Source organism: Pseudomonas onubensis (assembly GCF_965653655.1).
Taxonomy (GTDB): domain Bacteria; phylum Pseudomonadota; class Gammaproteobacteria; order Pseudomonadales; family Pseudomonadaceae; genus Aquipseudomonas.
In genome coordinates this window covers 19,859-37,500 of record NZ_CBFHAZ010000035.1, presented here as the reverse complement: position 1 = coordinate 37,500, position 17,642 = coordinate 19,859, and the positions used below count along the sequence as shown (strand labels likewise).

Sequence of the window (17,642 nt, the reverse complement as noted above, 5' to 3'; positions counted from 1 at the left end):
ATGTTCAAATATATTGGCGACATCGTTAAGGGTACCGGTACCCAGTTGCGAAGCCTGGTGATGGTGTTCGGTCACGGCTTTCGCAAACGCGACACCCTGCAATACCCGGAAGAAGCGGTGTACCTGCCGCCGCGCTATCGCGGCCGTATCGTACTGACCCGCGACCCCGATGGCGAAGAGCGTTGCGTAGCCTGCAACCTGTGCGCCGTGGCGTGCCCGGTAGGTTGCATCTCCCTGCAGAAAGCTGAAACCGAAGACGGTCGCTGGTACCCGGACTTCTTCCGCATCAACTTCTCGCGCTGCATTTTCTGTGGCCTCTGCGAGGAAGCTTGCCCGACCACCGCGATCCAGCTGACACCGGATTTCGAGATGGCCGAGTTCAAACGTCAGGACCTGGTGTACGAGAAAGAAGATCTGCTGATCGCAGGTACCGGTAAAAACCCTGATTACAACTTCTATCGTGTTGCAGGTATGGCCGTTGCCGGTAAGCCCAAGGGCGCCGCACAAAACGAAGCCGAGCCGATCAACGTGAAGAGCTTGCTGCCTTAAGGAAGAAAGATGGAATTCGCTTTCTATTTCGCGTCCGGTATTGCAGTGGTGTCCACGCTTCGCGTGATCACCAACACCAATCCTGTGCACGCCCTGCTCTACCTGATCATTTCGTTGATCGCCGTGGCCATGACCTTTTTCAGCCTCGGCGCACCGTTCGCCGGTGTGCTGGAAGTGATCGCCTACGCCGGCGCCATCATGGTGCTGTTCGTGTTTGTGGTGATGATGCTCAACCTCGGGCCGGCCTCGGTCGCCCAGGAACGCGTCTGGCTCAAGCCCGGCATCTGGCTCGGCCCGGTCATCCTGGCAGCCCTGCTGCTGGGTGAACTGCTGTATGTGCTGTTCGCTCACCAGAGCGGCCAGGCCATCGGCCATACCACCGTAGACGCGAAAGCCGTGGGCGTCAGCCTGTTTGGCCCGTACCTGTTGGTGGTCGAACTGGCTTCGATGCTGCTGCTCGCGGCAGCCATCACCGCCTTCCACTTGGGCCGCAACGAAGCCAAGGAGCAATGACGATGCCTGCTATCCCTTTGGAGCATGGTCTGGCGGTCGCCGGCATCCTGTTCTGCCTTGGCCTGGTCGGCCTGATGGTTCGCCGTAACATTCTGTTCGTGTTGATGAGCCTGGAAATCATGATGAACGCCGCCGCACTGGCGTTCGTTGTTGCAGGTAGCCGATGGGCGCAGCCGGATGGGCAAGTCATGTTCATCCTGGTGATCAGCCTGGCAGCCGCCGAGGCCAGTATTGGCCTGGCGATCCTGCTGCAACTGTATCGTCGCTTCCACACGCTTGATATCGACGCTGCCAGTGAGATGCGCGGATGAACATGATCTTTCTGACTTTCGTATTTCCCCTGATCGGTTTCCTGCTGCTGTCGTTCTCCCGTGGACGCTGGTCGGAAAACCTGTCTGCCCTGATCGGCGTGGGTTCCATTGGCTTGTCGGCGATCGTGGCTGCCTACGTCATCTGGCAATTCAACGTGGCGCCGCCGGAAGGCGGCCACTACACCCTGGTGCTGTGGCAGTGGATGTCGGTGGACGGCTTCAAGCCCAACTTCGCCCTCTATGTCGACGGCCTGTCGATCACCATGCTCGGCGTGGTGGTGGGTGTAGGCTTCCTGATCCACCTGTTCGCGTCCTGGTACATGCGCGGTGAGGCCGGTTACTCGCGCTTCTTCGCCTACACCAACCTGTTTATCGCCAGCATGCTGTTTCTGGTACTCGGCGATAACCTGTTGTTCCTGTACTTCGGCTGGGAAGGCGTGGGCCTGTGCTCGTACCTGTTGATCGGTTTCTACTACAGCAACCGCAACAACGGTAACGCGGCACTCAAGGCGTTTATCGTTACCCGCATCGGCGACGTGTTCATGGCCATCGGCCTGTTCATCCTGTTCCAACAAGTGGGCACGCTGAACATCCAGGAACTGCTGGTGCTGGCACCGCAGAAATTCCAGGTTGGTGACTTCTGGATCACCCTGGCGACCCTGATGCTGCTGGGTGGCGCTGTGGGTAAATCCGCACAACTGCCGCTGCAAACCTGGCTGGCGGACGCGATGGCCGGCCCTACGCCGGTGTCGGCGCTGATCCACGCGGCAACCATGGTAACTGCGGGTGTCTACCTGATCGCGCGTACCCACGGCCTGTTCACCCTGGCGCCGGAAATCCTGCATCTTGTAGGGCTGGTCGGTGGTGTGACCCTGGTTCTGGCGGGTTTTGCCGCGCTGGTTCAGACCGACATCAAGCGTATCCTCGCCTACTCGACCATGAGCCAGATCGGCTATATGTTCCTGGCCCTGGGCGTAGGTGCCTGGGACGGCGCGATCTTCCACCTGATGACCCACGCCTTCTTCAAGGCCCTGCTGTTCCTCGCTTCCGGTGCGGTGATCGTTGCCTGCCACCACGAGCAGAACATCTTCAAGATGGGCGGCCTGTGGAAGAAACTGCCGTTGGCCTACGCCAGCTTCATCGTCGGCGGCGCGGCCTTGTCGGCCCTGCCACTGGTGACCGCAGGTTTCTACTCCAAGGACGAAATCCTCTGGGAAGCCTTTGCCAGCGGTAACCACGGTTTGCTGTATGCAGGCCTGGTCGGTGCGTTCATGACCTCGCTATACACCTTCCGCCTGATCTTCATCACCTTCCACGGTGAAGCCAAGACCGAAGCGCACGCAGGCCATGGCATTTCCCACTGGCTGCCGCTGTCGGTGCTGATCATCCTGTCGACTTTCATCGGCGCCATGATCACCCCGCCTCTGGCCGGAGTACTGCCGGAAAGCGCCGGGCATGCCGGTGGCGCCGCCAAGCACAGCCTGGAAATCGCCTCGGGCGCCATCGCCATCGCCGGTATCCTGCTGGCCGCGCTGCTGTTCCTCGGCAAGCGCCGCTTCGTCACCGCCATCGCCAACAGTGGCATTGGCCGTTTCCTTTCGGCCTGGTGGTTCGCCGCGTGGGGCTTCGACTGGATCTACGACAAACTGTTCGTCAAGCCTTACCTGGCCATCAGCCACGTACTGCGCAAAGACCCGCTCGACCAGACCATTGGTTTGATCCCGCGCGCCGCCAAGGCCGGTCACACCGCCCTGAGCCGCAGCGAGACCGGTCAACTGCGTTGGTATGCAGCCTCCATGGCCATCGGTGCCGTGCTGGTGATCGGCGCCATCGTTGTGGTAGCGGTCTGACTATGAACCTTTTGAACTTTGCGAACCTGCGAAAGGAAACGAGCCTGTCATGATTCTGCCCTGGCTAATCCTGATCCCCTTTATCGGCGGCCTGCTCTGCTGGATGGGTGAACGCTTCGGCGCCACCCTCCCCCGCTGGATTGCGTTGCTGACCATGTCCCTGGAACTCGCGCTCGGCCTCTGGCTGTGGGCCCACGGTGACTATTCATTCGCTCCGGCACCGGGTGTCGATCCAACCTTCGCGCTTGAATTCAAGCACGTGTGGATCCAGCGCTTCGGCATCAACGTGCACCTGGCCCTCGACGGCCTGTCGCTGTTGATGATTTTGCTGACCGGCTTGCTGGGTATCCTCTCGGTACTCTGCTCCTGGAAAGAAATTCAGCGTCACGTGGGCTTCTTCCACCTGAACCTGATGTGGATTTTGGGCGGCGTTGTCGGCGTGTTCCTGGCGCTGGACCTGTTCATGTTCTTCTTCTTCTGGGAAATGATGCTGGTGCCGATGTACTTCCTCATCGCGCTCTGGGGTCACAGTTCTTCGGACGGCAAGAAAACCCGGATCTACGCGGCGACCAAGTTCTTTATCTTCACCCAGGCTTCCGGCCTGATCATGTTGGTGGCGATCCTGGGTCTGGTACTGGTCAACTTCAACAACACTGGCGTGATTACCTTCAACTACGCCGACCTGTTGAAAACCAAGATGTCGCTGACCACCGAGTACATTCTGATGCTGGGCTTCTTCATCGCCTTCGCGGTGAAGCTGCCGGTGGTGCCGTTCCACTCCTGGTTGCCTGACGCTCACGCCCAGGCACCGACCGCAGGTTCCGTCGACCTCGCCGGTATCCTGCTTAAGACTGCTGCTTATGGTCTGCTGCGTTTCGCCCTGCCGCTGTTCCCGAATGCCTCGGCCGAGTTCGCGCCGATCGCCATGACCCTGGGTCTGATCGGGATCTTCTACGGTGCGTTCCTGGCTTTTGCGCAAACCGACATCAAGCGTCTGATTGCCTTCTCGTCCGTTTCCCACATGGGTTTCGTACTGATCGGCATCTACTCCGGCAGCCAACTGGCGCTGCAAGGCGCGGTGATCCAGATGTTGGCCCACGGTGTCTCGGCCGCCGCACTGTTTATCCTCAGTGGTCAGCTGTACGAGCGCTTGCACACCCGTGACATGCGTGAAATGGGTGGCGTGTGGTCGCGCATCGCGTACCTGCCGGCCATCAGCCTGTTCTTCGCCGCCGCATCCCTGGGCTTGCCGGGCACCGGTAACTTCATCGGCGAGTTCCTGATCCTGATGGGTTCGTTCGTACACACGCCGTGGATCAGCGCTATTGCTACCTCGGGCCTGGTGTTTGGTTCGGTTTACTCGCTGATCATGATCCACCGCGCCTACTTCGGCCCGGCCAAGTCCGACACCGTCCTGCAAGGGATGGATGCTCGCGAACTGATCATGGTGCTCGGCCTTGCGGTGCTGCTGATCTACATCGGTGTGTACCCGCAACCGTTCCTGGACACTTCTGCCGCGACGATGCATGGCGTGCAGCAGTGGATCGGCACCGCCTTCTCTCAACTCGCTTCGGCCCGGTAAGAGCGCTATGGAATTCACGATCCAACACTTTATCGCGCTTGCGCCGCTGCTGATTACCAGCCTCACCGTTGTGGCGGTGATGCTGGCAATCGCCTGGCGCCGCAATCACTCGCAAACGTTCCTGCTGTCGTGTGCCGGTCTTAACCTGGCCCTGCTGTCGATCATCCCGGCACTCAAGGTTGCGCCATTGGCCGTGACCCCGCTGATGATGGTCGATGACTTCGCGCTGCTGTACATCGCGTTGATCCTCGTTGCCACCCTGGCCTGCGTCACCCTTGCCCACGCCTACCTCGGCGAAGGCGGCACCGGCTACCCAGGCAACAAGGAAGAGCTGTACCTGCTGATTCTGCTGGCTGCGGCCGGTGGCATCGTGCTGGTCAGCGCTCAGCACCTGGCCGGCTTGTTCATCGGCCTGGAACTGCTGTCGATCCCGACCTACGGCCTGGTGGCTTATGCCTTCTTCAACAAGCGCTCGCTGGAAGCCGGCATCAAGTACATGGTGCTGTCGGCGGCCGGTTCCGCGTTCCTGTTGTTCGGTATGGCGCTGCTCTACGCAGAGGCCGGCAACCTGAGCTTCACCGGTATCGGTCACGCCCTGGCGGCCACCAACATGCCTGCGCCGATTGCCCAACTGGGCCTGGCGATGATGCTGATCGGCCTGGCGTTCAAGCTGTCCCTGGTGCCGTTCCACTTGTGGACCCCGGACGTGTACGAAGGCGCCCCGGCGCCGGTGGCCGCGTTTTTGGCCACGGCGTCGAAGGTTGCCGTGTTTGCGGTGATGGTGCGTCTGTTCCAGATCTCGCCTGCGGCCAACACCGGCGTGCTGAGCACCGTGCTGACCGTGATCGCCATTGCGTCGATCCTGTTCGGTAACCTGCTGGCCCTGACCCAGAACAACCTCAAGCGTCTGCTCGGTTATTCTTCCATCGCGCACTTCGGCTACCTGCTGATCGCCCTGGTGGCGAGCAAAGGCCTGGCCGTGGAAGCCATGGGCGTGTACCTGGTCACCTACGTGATCACCAGCCTGGGTGCATTCGGCGTAATCACGCTGATGTCCTCGCCGTTCAAAGGCCGTGACGCCGACGCCCTGTACGAATACCGCGGCCTGTTCTGGCGCCGTCCGTACCTGACCGCCGTGCTCACCGTGATGATGCTGTCCCTGGCCGGTATCCCGCTGACCGCAGGCTTTATCGGCAAGTTCTACATCGTGGCTACCGGTGTTGAAGCCCACGAATGGTGGCTGGTTGCCTCGTTGGTACTGGGCAGCGCCATCGGCGTGTTCTACTACCTGCGCGTGATGGTCACTCTGTACCTGATCGAGCCAAACCTGCGCCGCGTAGACGCCGAGCTGCACTGGGAACAGAAGGCAGGTGGCGTGATGCTGCTGGCCATCGCCCTGCTTGCGTTCTTCCTGGGCGTGTACCCACAACCGTTGCTCACCCTGGTGCAGCACGCGGTACTGGGCGTTTGATCGCTTAGCTTGATGCAGTAAACGAAACGGCGCCTTCGGGCGCCGTTTTGCGTTTCTGAGGGTCAGTTCTTTTACCTGCTCTTACTGTAGAAATTTCCTTCCTCCTCTACCTATTCGTCTGGCATCTACTCGCTGAAGGCGGCCTTATGGTGGTTGCGTTTTAGGAAAGTTCCCACAGCCCGGTCACTTGACCCAAGGCGCGTGGGCCACCACACTATACGCAGGCTACGTACAGAACATGGATGCTCTATTTATCGAGTTGCCGGCCTTTGAACGGCATCGCAGGGACTATCTGAGTGACGAGCTATTCCAGGGCTTTCAACAGGAGTTGATGAAGCACCCGCAAGCGGGCGACGTGATCGAGGGCACCGGCGGGTTGCGCAAGGTCCGTTTCGTCGATGAGCGACGCAACAAAGGCAAACGCGGGGGCTTGCGGGTCATTTACTACTGGTGGTCGGGCGGCACGCAGTTCTGGTTGTTCACCCTGTACGGCAAACACGAACAGGACGACCTTACGCCCAACCACAAGAAAGCCCTAAAACACATGCTGGACAGGGAAATCAAAGCGAGAACACATGATGAAACGTGAAATCTTTTCCGAACTGGTCGAAGGCTTCGACGCCCTGGCCGAAGAACGCCAAGGCAAAGTCACCCTGCGGACCCACAAGGTCCATCTCAACAACCTGGCCCCCCTGAGCGCCGAAGAAGTGGTCGCCGTGCGCCAACAGCTCAACCTCTCGCGCTCGGTGTTCGCCATGTACCTGCGCACCAACGTACGCACCCTGGAAAACTGGGAACAAGGCCGGGCCAAGCCCAACGCCCAGGCCACCACCTTGATTCGGCTGGTGGCACGCTTTCCGGAAACCGTGGCGCAGCTCGCGGCGCTAGGCTGAAGATTCACCTTATGGCGAGCGGGCTTTTTGTGGCTTGCCCGCTCGCCACAACAAGCCCACTCACCACATGAAACCCGCTCACCACAAAAAAGCGTTACCGTCCAAAAACTTACTGCACACCAAATCCACCGAGCATATCGGCAAACGTGTCGCTGTCTGGCAACCCCTCGCCCACCCAAAGTGACGGCGCTACGCGTGGCGAGCCCTCGGTCCAGAACAGCGAATGGCGCGCCAGTGGTTCGATCCGGGCACTAAGTTGCGGCATGCCGTCGCCGATACGCTCAGGGTCGGGCAAAGCAAACCATCGCGCCGGCGGTGCCACGCTGTTGGCGTAGCTCGCCGGCGACCAGCGTTCTGGTAGTGGCATCCCCAGCAGCGCCTCGTCGAAAGCCTCCAGGGAAAAGCCTTCTTTCAATGCCGACAATGCCAGGCACTCCAACTGGCCATACCAAAAAGCGTCGCCTTCCAGCCGAGCAAGCAGCGGCACATCCTCCCCGGCGCAGGCCAGGGTCAACGGAAAATAACGCCCCACCCGATCCACACTGGGAATCATCACGCCCGCCCATCCCTGCTCACCACAGACACCCGCCGCCAAGGCAAAGCGCCAGATCGGGCTGCACAGGTAAACCTGGAGCCACTGTGACCCCAGCCGCTCGCGACTGCGCTGCAAACCGCCCTGTAGCCATGCATCCCAAGGCTGCAAAAACGTTGAGGACAAGCGGCGACTGACAAAGTCCCCATGGCTTGCGACCTTGCCGAAAAATCCATGCATGAATGATCCTTAAAAGCTCGAAGGGCAATGGAATTGCTCGGCGCCATCACGGCGAAACGGATTGATCACACTGCTGGCTCGCAACAGGTACGTGACTCGATGGCCTTCCAGGTTGAAGGTCAGTTGCAGTTGTTCGCCCTGGGCGCTGACCGCGGCCTTGTCCATCATCCGCAACCAACCCCAAGGGCCATCGCTGCGCAACGGGCTGACCAATGCCGGCGTGGCGTCCAGGCGCACCAGGCCGCCGGACTTGCCGCTCGGCAGCGACAGGCTGGTGAAATCCGCCACGCTGCCCGCGTCGTACACCACCGGCTGGCCATCGATATCCAGTGTGACCCTGGTCAACGCCGGGTCGGCACTCAGGGTTTTCAGGTCAAAACGCATTGATGGCTGACGCGCACCGGCGACGAAAAACATATCCCGCAGCCTGGCGCCGCGTTGGAACTGGTTGAGCACATCCTGGGAGATATTCAGCGCGGTCAGCCCGCTGGCGCGCCAGCGCCATTGACTGCCGCTCATGTCGACATAAGCGGCGAGATTCTTGCTGAAAAAATCGTCCATCAAGCCGCCAGGGCCGAAGAACTTGCCGAAGTCATCGGCGGTGGCATCGCGCCCGGAACTGCGCACCAACGGATAGCGCCCGTCGATGGCCGCCCGGCAGAAGGGTGCGCCGGTGGCTTCCCACAGCGCATTCAAGCGCGCCTTTTCATTGCCCAAGGTCAGCGCGGAGCCAGCGGATTCCACATCCCGTAACACGCCCGACAATGGCGCAGGCTGGGTCTCGCCGGAACGTTTCAAACGCCCCAGGACTTCATTGGAGGGGGCCGGCGCGGCGCTGCGACGGGCCGCGTCAGCACTGTCGAAAAACTGCCCGGCGTCCTTCAGCGCAACCAATACGTCGTCCAGCGGTTGCGGCCCAGTGCCACTGCCGACCAAACGGTGCAGCGCGGCAAAATGCTGGTCCACCGGGTTGGCCGAAGCATCCGCCACTGGCGCCGGGTTATCGGCACCCAGCGCCGCTTGCAGCTTCTGGGTGGCCGCGGCGATCTTGTCGCGCACACGTTGATCGGTGTCTTTGCTAACCGCCGTGGTCAGGGCGCCATCCAGGGTGGTTTCCTTGGCCACTGCTTGCAGCAACGCCCGCAGCGGCGAATCAGTGGCGGCCAAGGCGTTGGTTACCAGGGACGCCTGGCCCAGGCTGGTGAGCGGCGTCACATGCACATCCGCCAGAAAGGTGTCCCATAGCCGGATGTAGTCGGCGTAATACAACTGCAGCACCGCCGCCTGCATGGCCGGGTTGCCGCCGGCAATCGGCGCCGACTCCTGGCGGTCGAGCACCCAACTGTCCTTGGCCATGTCGGTCACGGCTTGCGGGGTCAAATCGGTCAACTGGCGGTAACCGGCAATGCGATACACGCCACTGACCCCACGGGACAACGGCTCGCCACTGGCGCGGGTAAACAGTGACGATACGTCCCGCCCCACCGCGCTATTGACGCTCAACTCCGGCAAGTGCTGCTGCTCTACCAGGCGCTTGACCCGATTGTAGATGCGCTGGGACGCCGGCATACCGGCCAGCGCCAGGCGTACCTTGGCGATCAATGCGCTGTCCAGTTGCACCGGTTCCGCTTCATCGTCGGCTTCCAGCAAGGCCGCCACGTGATCGGACAATTGCTGCAACTGCGCTGGAGTGGCCTGAGGCAACTCGCGGCGCCAGTCAACATCGACCCAGGCCTGCACCGAGGCGGCATCAAAGAACTGCCGCTCGCCCAGCATCAGATAGGCACGCAGGGTTTCATACAGAAACTCCTGGTTGCTCGCATCGCCACGGCGCATAGCGTTCTCCATATTGGCGACAATGTGCGGCAGCAGTGTGCTGCGCAGCAGGCGCCGATACAGCGTCACCGCACCCGCGCCGAGCTTGTTGCCCTGATACAGCCCCATTCTGCTGAGCAGCGGCACGCTGTTGTCGCCATCGCTGTAACCACTGGGCAAGGCACGCGCGGCGTTAAGCAGTGGCAACGTCACCAGCACATCGCCTTCGGCTGGCAACGCCTGAGCCAACTGGGCGACCTGGGTAGCGGCGCTCGACGCATCGGCGATCAACTGCAGGTTGCGGTTGTAGCTGATGGTCATCGCCGCCAGCAACAGTACAAACACCGCCGCCGCCGTCATCCGCCCGACGCGGCCAAGCAAACGCCGGCGACGCTGTTCCTGATGATTGACCCCGGCCAGCCCGGCTTCTTTGAAAATCACCTCGCGCAGCAACCGCGTGATGAAGTAACTGCGCCCGCTGGCCACATTGGGCGCGAGCACTTTGCGGCCCAAGCCGAACGACGCCGCCAGCGAGGTCAGCACCCGATCAATCGGGCTGCCTTCCTGGGTGCCGCTGGTGAAATACACGCCACGCAACAACGCCGGTTCCTGATAACGATTGGCTTCGAACACCGTATTGAGAAAACGCGTGAGGCCATCGCCGAGGCTGGCGAACTGCTGCGGGAAGCTATAGAGCAAAGCGCGGCGCGACAGATCTCGTTCCTGCTGCAAACGTTCGAGCACGCGGCGTTGCAGCTGGCGCTCAAGGGCATCGAACTCGCCCGGGAAGGAAGCCAGCCCCATGTCCGGCTGCGGCGGTTGTGGCAACGGGAACGTCACACCCCAGACCTGCGCGCGTTCATCACGGCCAAAGGTCTCGAAAAACTCCGAGAACCCGGCGAGCAAGTCGCACTTGGTGATGATCACATACACCGGAAAGCGCAGGCCCAGGCGCTCGTAAAGCTCATTGATACGCGCGCGAATCGCCAGCGCCTGGGCCTGGCGCTGGGCCTCGGTCTGTTGCAGCAGGTCGCTGACGCTCAAGGCCACGATCACGCCGTTGACCGGGCGCTGGCGGCGGTACTTTTTGAGCAAATCGAGAAACCCGCCCCAGGCGGCTTTGTCGACTTCGGTGTAGCTGTCCTGGGTGGTGTAGCGCCCGGCGGTGTCGAGCAGCACGGCTTCATCGGTAAACCACCAGTCACAGTGCCGCGTGCCGCCCACGCCGCCGATAGCGCCGGAACCCATGGCTTCGCGCAGCGGAAACTGCAGGCCGGAATGGGTCAGCGCCGTGGTCTTGCCGCTGCCCGGCGCCCCCACAAACATGTACCACGGCAGTTGATACAGGTACTGCCCGCTCATCTTCCAGCCAGGGTTGGCCTTGCGCAGCACCCCCATGGCCGAGCGCATGCGTTCGCCCAACTCAGCCACTTCGGCCTGGCTTTCACGCACACCCGGCGCCACCACTGGCGCCTCGGCCACACCCGCCATCAAGCCACGGTTGGCACGCCAGGCGCGCCACAGGCGCCAGGCAAAGTAGCCGGCCCATACCAGCACAAACACTGCGATCAAGCCCCAACGACGTGCCTCCGGCGCCAGCGGCTCGCTGCCGTTGAACGCCAGCAGCGGGCCTTCGTACCACACCAGCAGCGACAACAAGGCCACGCCGATCAACGCCAGCAACCACGGCTTGAGCAGCCACAGGACAAAGCGCTCCACCGGGGACCATAACAACGAAAAAAACGAAGAGAAGTTCATGGCTATTGCGCCTGGGAAGGGATCAACACGGTGATATCGACGCGTCGGTTGCGCGCGCGATCAGCCGCCGAATCGTTGGGAACCAGCGGCTCGGTTTCACCCCGGCCTTCGCTGCGATAACGCTCGGCCGGCCCGGCACGCTGGGCGAGCAAGCGCGCCACGGTCTTGGCCCGCGCCTGGGACAAGTCAAAGTTGGAGCCCAGCCGTGAGGTCGCCGAGGGCCGCACGTTGTCGGTATGCCCGACCACCACTACATCGCCCGGCACTGTCGCCAGGGCATCGCCGATACGCGCCAGCAAGCCATCGAAGTTGCTCGACACCTCGGCGCTGCCGGAGGCAAATACGCCGTCGCCACGCAGGGTGATCACTGAGCGGTCGGCGCTGTCTTTGACCGCCACCAGCCCTTGAGCCACTTCCGGTGCGAGGAACCCGGCCAGGCGCACCGGCGCCGCAGTGGCGGGCACAGCGACTTTGAGCGGCGAAGCCACGCGAATCGAACCCAACTGGGCAAACACCGGGTCGGAGGCACGGTTGAGCAGCCAGCTGTAGGTCAGTTGCACGCTCAGCAACACCACCGCCGCCACCGAGGCCATGACCCACAACGGCACCCGCCGCAGCATCGACGCCTGGGGGGCTTCGGCGCCGCGCCAGCGGGGTGAGAGTTCCTGTTCCTGATTGCCGCGCTGCTGGTGGATCAATTGCAGCAGCCGTTCACGCAGCAACCCCAACTGATCCAGGCCGCGATCCAGCACGCGATAGCGGCCTTCCAGCCCCAGGGCCATGCACAGGTACATCAACTCCAGCACATCGATATGGGTGCGCAGATCCTGGCTCAAGCGCTGCAGGATCATGAAGAACTTTTCGCCGCCCCAGGCTTCGTTATGGAAGGTCACCAACAGGCTGCGGCTGCCCCACACGCCAGCACCCCATGGGGTGCTGGCGATGGTTTCGTCGACCAGCGTACACAGTGCATAACGCGCCGCGGCGACGGTTTCCACATCCACTTGGCTGGCCCGCGCCTGGGCCTCGAAGGCTTGCACCGCCTGGATCAGACGCTGGCGCAGGCTCTCCAGGTCGGGCACGCTCGTCAGGGTGCGCAATGGCACCACCAGGTCGAGCAATGGGTTGGCCGCACGCACCAGCGGGTTGAGCCCCTGGCCATGAAACACCAGCGCGGCTCTTTGCACATCGCCAGCAACATGGGTCGGCGCCGCAGTCCGGCGGCCACCAGGCGTTGGGATCAGCAAAGTGCGGTCCGGGTCCTGGCCGCCATCAAAAGTGTCGTTCACGTAGGTCACCTTGCCTTAGTTGCGGATCGCCCAGAACTGCATCTCCAGCCCCGGAAACACGCCGGCGATGTGCATGGCAAAGCCGGCCGACTGGCTCAGCAGTTGCCAATATTCGCTGCTGCGATCGAGTTCGAAATAGGTAAAGCCGGCATGGAACGGCAACTGCCGTGGCGCCACTGGCAGCGGGCGCAAACCGATGCCCGGCAGTTGCAGGTTGACCAGGTCGCGGATCTTCTCCACCGAGCCGATCTTGACCTGCGGCGGGAAGCCGCTGCGCACGCTTTCGGCGGACATCTGCGCCTGCACCGCCAGGATGAAGGTGGCCGAGCGCAGCAACTCCTGGTCCGGCAGCACGGCCACGCGAATGCCGTATTGGCGTTCTTCCAGCGGTATTGCAATGGCGCGTACATCCATCACCGCCGACAGGGCGCGGCGCAGGTCGAGCATCACCGGGGCGAAGGTCTGCGCCAGCGCTGCGTGGCGGTATACCGGGTATGCCGCTGCGCGCTTGTCGTCACGGGTAAAGGTCGCCAGTTCACCCGCCAGGGCGGCAAGATCACGGTACAGTTGCTCAGGGTGCAAACCGCTCATCGCCGACAAATGCCGCACAAGCGGCAGGCTGCGGTTAAGCAATTGCAACAGCAAAAAGTCCGCGATTTCCGCCGCTCCGCTGCCATCCGGGCGCGTTAACCGTGAAGCCAGCGCCTCGACTCGCTGCTGCACCAGCCCCAACAGCTCATCGACAAACGCACGCAAGCGCTCGGCCGCCCGAATGTCCAGGCACGGCGGGCAGAATTCGCGATCGAGCACCACGCTCTTGTCCGCGCGTTTTTCCACCACATGGGCGACGCCAAGCACGCTGTAGGCGTCAGCCACATCGCCTTCAAAGGCCAGGCGCAGGCGTAACTTGCCGATGCTCATCAACGCACTGCTGTCCAGGCCATTGCTGTCCCAGGCTTCGTATTCACTGCTGCGATGGCGGGCGAAACTTTCAAACCCAGGGTTATCGTCGACCTCCGCCACACCGGGACGCAGGCTCGGCAAGGCCAGCACCACTTTTAAGTCGCGGGCGTCATCCGGGATCTCCAGCGGCAGCGGCATTTCGTCGTCAAACGGCAGGCCCACGGGCGTGCCGTCCGGCAATACACCGCTGTATGCGAGCAGCGACAGCTTGCCCATGGCTAATTGCTGCGGGTCGATTTCCAATTTGGAAAAGCCCCAGCCATAAGCACGCAAGGACGCCACACGGGCTTGCAGCTGGGTCTGCAGAAAACGGTCGTGTTGTTGCAGGTGCTGAGGCTGCAAGAGCATGCCTTCGGACCAGACTACTTTGTTATTCCAGGACATAAATTCTTCTCTCAACATGGGCCGGCTGTGGTGGCGAGGGAGCTTGCTCCCGCTGGGCTGCGTAGCGGCCCCTTACTGCCTCATCCGCGCCACCTGTTCTTCATAAGCCTTGGAAAACAGCTCCCCGAACAACCGCTGCAAATCCTCATCGGCGTCCCGCGCCAGGTCTTCGTAACGCTCCACCAGGCGGTCCCACAGACGCGCCTTGCGCCGCGCCGGCATCCACTTGTCGAGCGCGCCGTGGGTGGTGCGGCGTTGTTCTACCCGCGCCGGGTCGAAACGCTGTACCACCGCACCGAGCGCTGCGCGCATACCGGCGATCACCGCCAGTTCATGGGCCTTGAGGTCTTCGAACGATGCATTCATGGCTTTGACCGGGCGCATGTAGGCCGGTGAGTCGCCATTGAGCATCTGCGTCAGGGCGCTGTCGGCGTCGGGGAAGAATTTGAGCGGGTTGTTGGAATAGGCACCGATCATGGTCATGTCGATATGGCTTTCGCGTTTGGTCAACGCGCGCGCCATAAGTACATCCATGGTGCCGCCGGTGGCGGCGCGGAGCATTTCGCCAACCAGTTGGGCAAGTTCGGTGGGGGTGCGGGAGGTGTGCAGGTCGGGCAGGCCGAGGCCGGATAGCAGGGCTTGAAGCACCGCGCTGTCACGGGTGGACGCGGTCAATGTGGGAGCGGCGGTGCGACGATTCGACTTGCTCGCGAAGGTCTCTGAGGAGACGGGTTCTTTCTGGATGACCGCGTTATCGTTCTTCGCGAGCAAGCCCGCTCCCACATTTGGACCGCGACCAACCGCTGAATCGGTGGAAATCCCCAATAGTGGGTCATAGTCATCCGGAATGACCTGCGGCTCCGACTGCCACAAAGGCGGGTTGAAGGCCTGCATCTGCGGTGCTACATGGTCGCTTTCGGTGCCGCGAAAAACCGGGGTCAGCGCCGGGTTCAAGCCCAGCGGATCGGACAGCGGCATCGCCCCATCAAACAGCGAGTCGCCCTCCAGAATGCGCGCACCAGCCAAGTCGTCGTGCAGCAGCACCGGCACCACCACCTCCGGGTCGCGCAGCAACGGTTGCGGTACTTCCAGTGGCGGCAACGGTACGGCCACCGGCGGTGGTGGCGGCACAAACAGCGGCGGCAGGATGCGTGTGGCCAGGGCGTCGTCTTCAGCCGCCGGCGCCTGTGGCTGCTCCAGGCGCACTTGCAACGCGTAATCGCCGATCACCAGGCGATCGCCTTCCTCCAGTACACGTTCGCGGCCCTTGCCCAGCGGGCGTTCGTTGACCAGGCTGGGGTTGCTGCCGGTGTCGGTGAGGTAGAACTGCTCGCCGCGCAGCTCGATGCGCGCATGGACCCGTGAGATATATTTGCCGGGATCATCGAGCGTCAGGTCATTGTCCGGCCCACGGCCAATGGAACCACCGGCCTCGGTAAAGCGGCAGATCACCTCGCCGGGCATCGGTTGGTCGCGGTAGCTGTTAACCAGCAGGATCAGGTTCATAGCGGGCTCCAGAAAGGGTTACTGGCCATCGTCGGCCTCCTTGGGCGGCAGCGGCACGCCAGCCGGTCCAGTGGCGGCCGTCAGGGCCAGGGCGGTGGCGGCCGACGCAGCCTCGGGCAGCGGCAGCGGGATGATCGAAGCGACGATCATTGCCGGGGTCAGGGTCAGGAACGTCGAGCCGACTTTGAGGGTGATGGTCGCGCCCGCTTCGATCACCACGTTGGCACCGCCCTTGATGTACATGTCCAGGCCGGCGGTCACACCGGTCTTCAGGCCGCCGTTAATGATCATGTTGGCGCCGGCGGCCATCGACACATCGCCGGTGGCCTTTTCATTGCGATGGCCGCCGACCGCCGAGTGCCGATCACCGCCGACTTTTTCGCGCAGGTCCTTGTCGACCTTGGAATGGCGGTCGCCGCCGACCCAGTCGAGGGAGTCCTTGAGCACGCGCTGGTCGAGGTTCTTTTGCGCGTGCAGGAACACCTGCTCCGCGCCTTTTTTATCTTCGAAACGCAGCTCGTTGTAACCTCCGCCGCCCTTGGACGAATTGCTCTTGAGCGTCGAGCGCGTGGCGTTCTCCGGCAGCGCATACGGCGGCATGGTGTCGGCGTTATAGACACTGCCGGTCACCAGCGGCTGGTCGGGGTCACCTTCCAGAAAGCTCACCACCACTTCCTGGCCGATGCGCGGCGTATACAGCGCGCCCCAGCGCTTGCCCGCCCAGCCCTGGGCCACACGAATCCAGCACGAACTGTTCTCGTCGCGCTTGCCCTCACGGTCCCAATGGAACTGCACCTTGATGCGCCCGTACTTGTCGGTCCAGATTTCCTCGCCCTGCTTGCCGACCACGATCGCGGTCTGCGGGCCGTGCATCAGCGGCTTGCGCGCCACACAGGGCGGGCGAAATTGCTGCTGGCGCGACAACGCCACGAACGCGCAGCTCAGCACCGGCGCAGGCTCGGCCGGTGGCGTCGGCTCGTAGGTGTCGGAGGACAATGTGCAGCGCGCCTCCACCAGCAAAAACTGCGCGTTCTGCTCGCTGCGCGGGTGCTCGGTCAAGGTCATTAAGGCACCGGGAAACAACCCGCGTGCGCGGGTGGCACCGGTGACGCGCTGGCTGCCAGTGTGCAGCGACTCAATCAAGGTGCGCGCGTAGGTTTCGCCGCTTTTACGCTCGGTGTATTTGCCTGGGTAGTCGTAGCGCTCATGCCGCGATTGCGGGTAGCTGCCGGCCAGCGTCGACTTGGCCAGCAAATTGGCCGTGGGCTTTTCGAAGTCGAAGTCCTGCAGGGTATAGCCGCCCGGCTCCACATCGCCGCCCATGCGCCAGTCGTAGATCACCTCGCTTTCGCGCATGGCGTGGTCTTCGGCGGGCATGAAACGCACCTGGGCATAGCCCGGCGCCGGCGAGTGCGCACCGTAGGAATCGGCCAGTACCAAGGTGTGACGCCCGGCGGCGCTCTTGAAGTAGTAGTAGATACCCTCCTGCTCCATCAGGCGGCTGACGAAGTTGAAGTCGCTTTCACGGTACTGCACGCAGTAAGTCAGCGTCTTGTAGCTGGCACTCAGGCCCGAGGTGTCGACATCGGCAATGCTGTAGGGCGCGAACACCTGCTTGAGGATGTCCGGCACGCTCAGTTCCTGGAAGATCCGGCAATCGCTGGCCAGGGTCAGGAACCACAGCCACGGGCGCAATACCGCCTTGTAGGTGCAGTACCGGCCCTGGCGCGTACTGAACGAAAAGTGGCTGACATGCCCGCTGAAGTAACGGCTGCCGCCTTTGGGCAGGTCGACCGACACCGTCATCTGGGTCGCCAGCACGTCGTCGATATTCAGGTCAGCGCGCTCGCTGTACAGCTCCAGCTGATAGTCACTGAGCTGCGACAGCCCTTCCGACGCCTGCATGCGCCGAAACAACAGCACATCGGCGCCGAGCACGCTGGTAACCTGGATCTCGCGATGAACTTGGGTCGTGGCCATAACGGT

Annotated in this window: 14 protein-coding genes; 8 read left to right on the top strand and 6 right to left on the bottom strand. The window is 62.3% G+C overall.

The features are described 5' to 3' along the window. From nuoI to ACTD9P_RS14070, 8 genes are all read left to right on the top strand, one after another. The gene (gene nuoI / locus ACTD9P_RS14105) at nt 1-549 is read left to right on the top strand and encodes an NADH-quinone oxidoreductase subunit NuoI (protein WP_014718911.1); all 549 of its coding nucleotides are present in this window, start codon (nt 1-3) and stop codon (nt 547-549) included. 9 nt (nt 550-558) lie between these two features. Continuing rightward, nucleotides 559-1,062, top strand: coding sequence for an NADH-quinone oxidoreductase subunit J (nuoJ, locus tag ACTD9P_RS14100; RefSeq protein WP_017137519.1), 504 nt, complete (start codon nt 559-561; stop codon nt 1,060-1,062). 2 nt (nt 1,063-1,064) lie between these two features. Next, nucleotides 1,065-1,373, top strand: a complete 309-nt coding sequence (gene nuoK, locus ACTD9P_RS14095; protein WP_017137520.1) for an NADH-quinone oxidoreductase subunit NuoK — start codon at nt 1,065-1,067, stop codon at nt 1,371-1,373. Beyond that, the gene (gene nuoL / locus ACTD9P_RS14090; protein WP_438868139.1) at nt 1,370-3,223 is read left to right on the top strand and encodes an NADH-quinone oxidoreductase subunit L; all 1,854 of its coding nucleotides are present in this window, start codon (nt 1,370-1,372) and stop codon (nt 3,221-3,223) included. The genes nuoK and nuoL overlap by 4 nt, the downstream gene beginning before the upstream one ends. Nucleotides 3,224-3,272: 49 nt before the next feature. Then, nucleotides 3,273-4,805 (top strand): NADH-quinone oxidoreductase subunit M, encoded by a 1,533-nt coding sequence (gene nuoM, locus ACTD9P_RS14085; protein ID WP_017137522.1) that lies wholly within the window; start codon nt 3,273-3,275, stop codon nt 4,803-4,805. Nucleotides 4,806-4,812: 7 nt separating this feature from the next. Continuing rightward, nucleotides 4,813-6,276 (top strand): NADH-quinone oxidoreductase subunit NuoN, encoded by a 1,464-nt coding sequence (gene nuoN, locus ACTD9P_RS14080; protein WP_017137523.1) that lies wholly within the window; start codon nt 4,813-4,815, stop codon nt 6,274-6,276. Between the two features lie 238 nt (nt 6,277-6,514). After that, on the top strand, nt 6,515-6,865 hold the full coding sequence (locus ACTD9P_RS14075; RefSeq protein ID WP_200431841.1) for a type II toxin-antitoxin system RelE/ParE family toxin: 351 nt from the start codon (nt 6,515-6,517) through the stop codon (nt 6,863-6,865). Then, nucleotides 6,855-7,169, top strand: coding sequence for a helix-turn-helix domain-containing protein (locus tag ACTD9P_RS14070; RefSeq protein WP_017137525.1), 315 nt, complete (start codon nt 6,855-6,857; stop codon nt 7,167-7,169). Before ACTD9P_RS14075 ends, ACTD9P_RS14070 begins: the two co-directional genes overlap by 11 nt. A 109-nt stretch (nt 7,170-7,278) precedes the next feature. Here ACTD9P_RS14070 and tagF read toward each other — a convergent pair whose 3' ends face one another. The 6 genes from tagF to ACTD9P_RS14040 form a co-directional block, all read right to left on the bottom strand. Continuing rightward, on the bottom strand, nt 7,279-7,941 hold the full coding sequence (gene tagF / locus ACTD9P_RS14065) for a type VI secretion system-associated protein TagF (RefSeq protein ID WP_438868138.1): 663 nt from the start codon (nt 7,939-7,941) through the stop codon (nt 7,279-7,281). A gap of 9 nt (nt 7,942-7,950) precedes the next feature. Next, nucleotides 7,951-11,514: a type VI secretion system membrane subunit TssM gene (tssM, locus tag ACTD9P_RS14060; protein WP_438868137.1), complete on the bottom strand. Its 3,564-nt coding sequence runs from the start codon at nt 11,512-11,514 to the stop codon at nt 7,951-7,953. A gap of 2 nt (nt 11,515-11,516) precedes the next feature. Next, a complete protein-coding gene (gene icmH, locus ACTD9P_RS14055) occupies nt 11,517-12,803 on the bottom strand; it encodes a type IVB secretion system protein IcmH/DotU (protein WP_438868136.1) in 1,287 nt (428 codons plus the stop codon). Nucleotides 12,804-12,818: 15 nt separating this feature from the next. Next, nucleotides 12,819-14,150 (bottom strand): type VI secretion system baseplate subunit TssK, encoded by a 1,332-nt coding sequence (tssK, locus tag ACTD9P_RS14050; protein ID WP_438868135.1) that lies wholly within the window; start codon nt 14,148-14,150, stop codon nt 12,819-12,821. A 72-nt stretch (nt 14,151-14,222) separates the two neighbouring features. Further along, on the bottom strand, nt 14,223-15,656 hold the full coding sequence (tagH, locus tag ACTD9P_RS14045) for a type VI secretion system-associated FHA domain protein TagH (RefSeq protein ID WP_438868134.1): 1,434 nt from the start codon (nt 15,654-15,656) through the stop codon (nt 14,223-14,225). An 18-nt stretch (nt 15,657-15,674) separates the two neighbouring features. Continuing rightward, a complete protein-coding gene (locus tag ACTD9P_RS14040; RefSeq protein WP_438868133.1) occupies nt 15,675-17,636 on the bottom strand; it encodes a type VI secretion system Vgr family protein in 1,962 nt (653 codons plus the stop codon). Nucleotides 17,637-17,642: the final 6 nt, after the last annotated feature.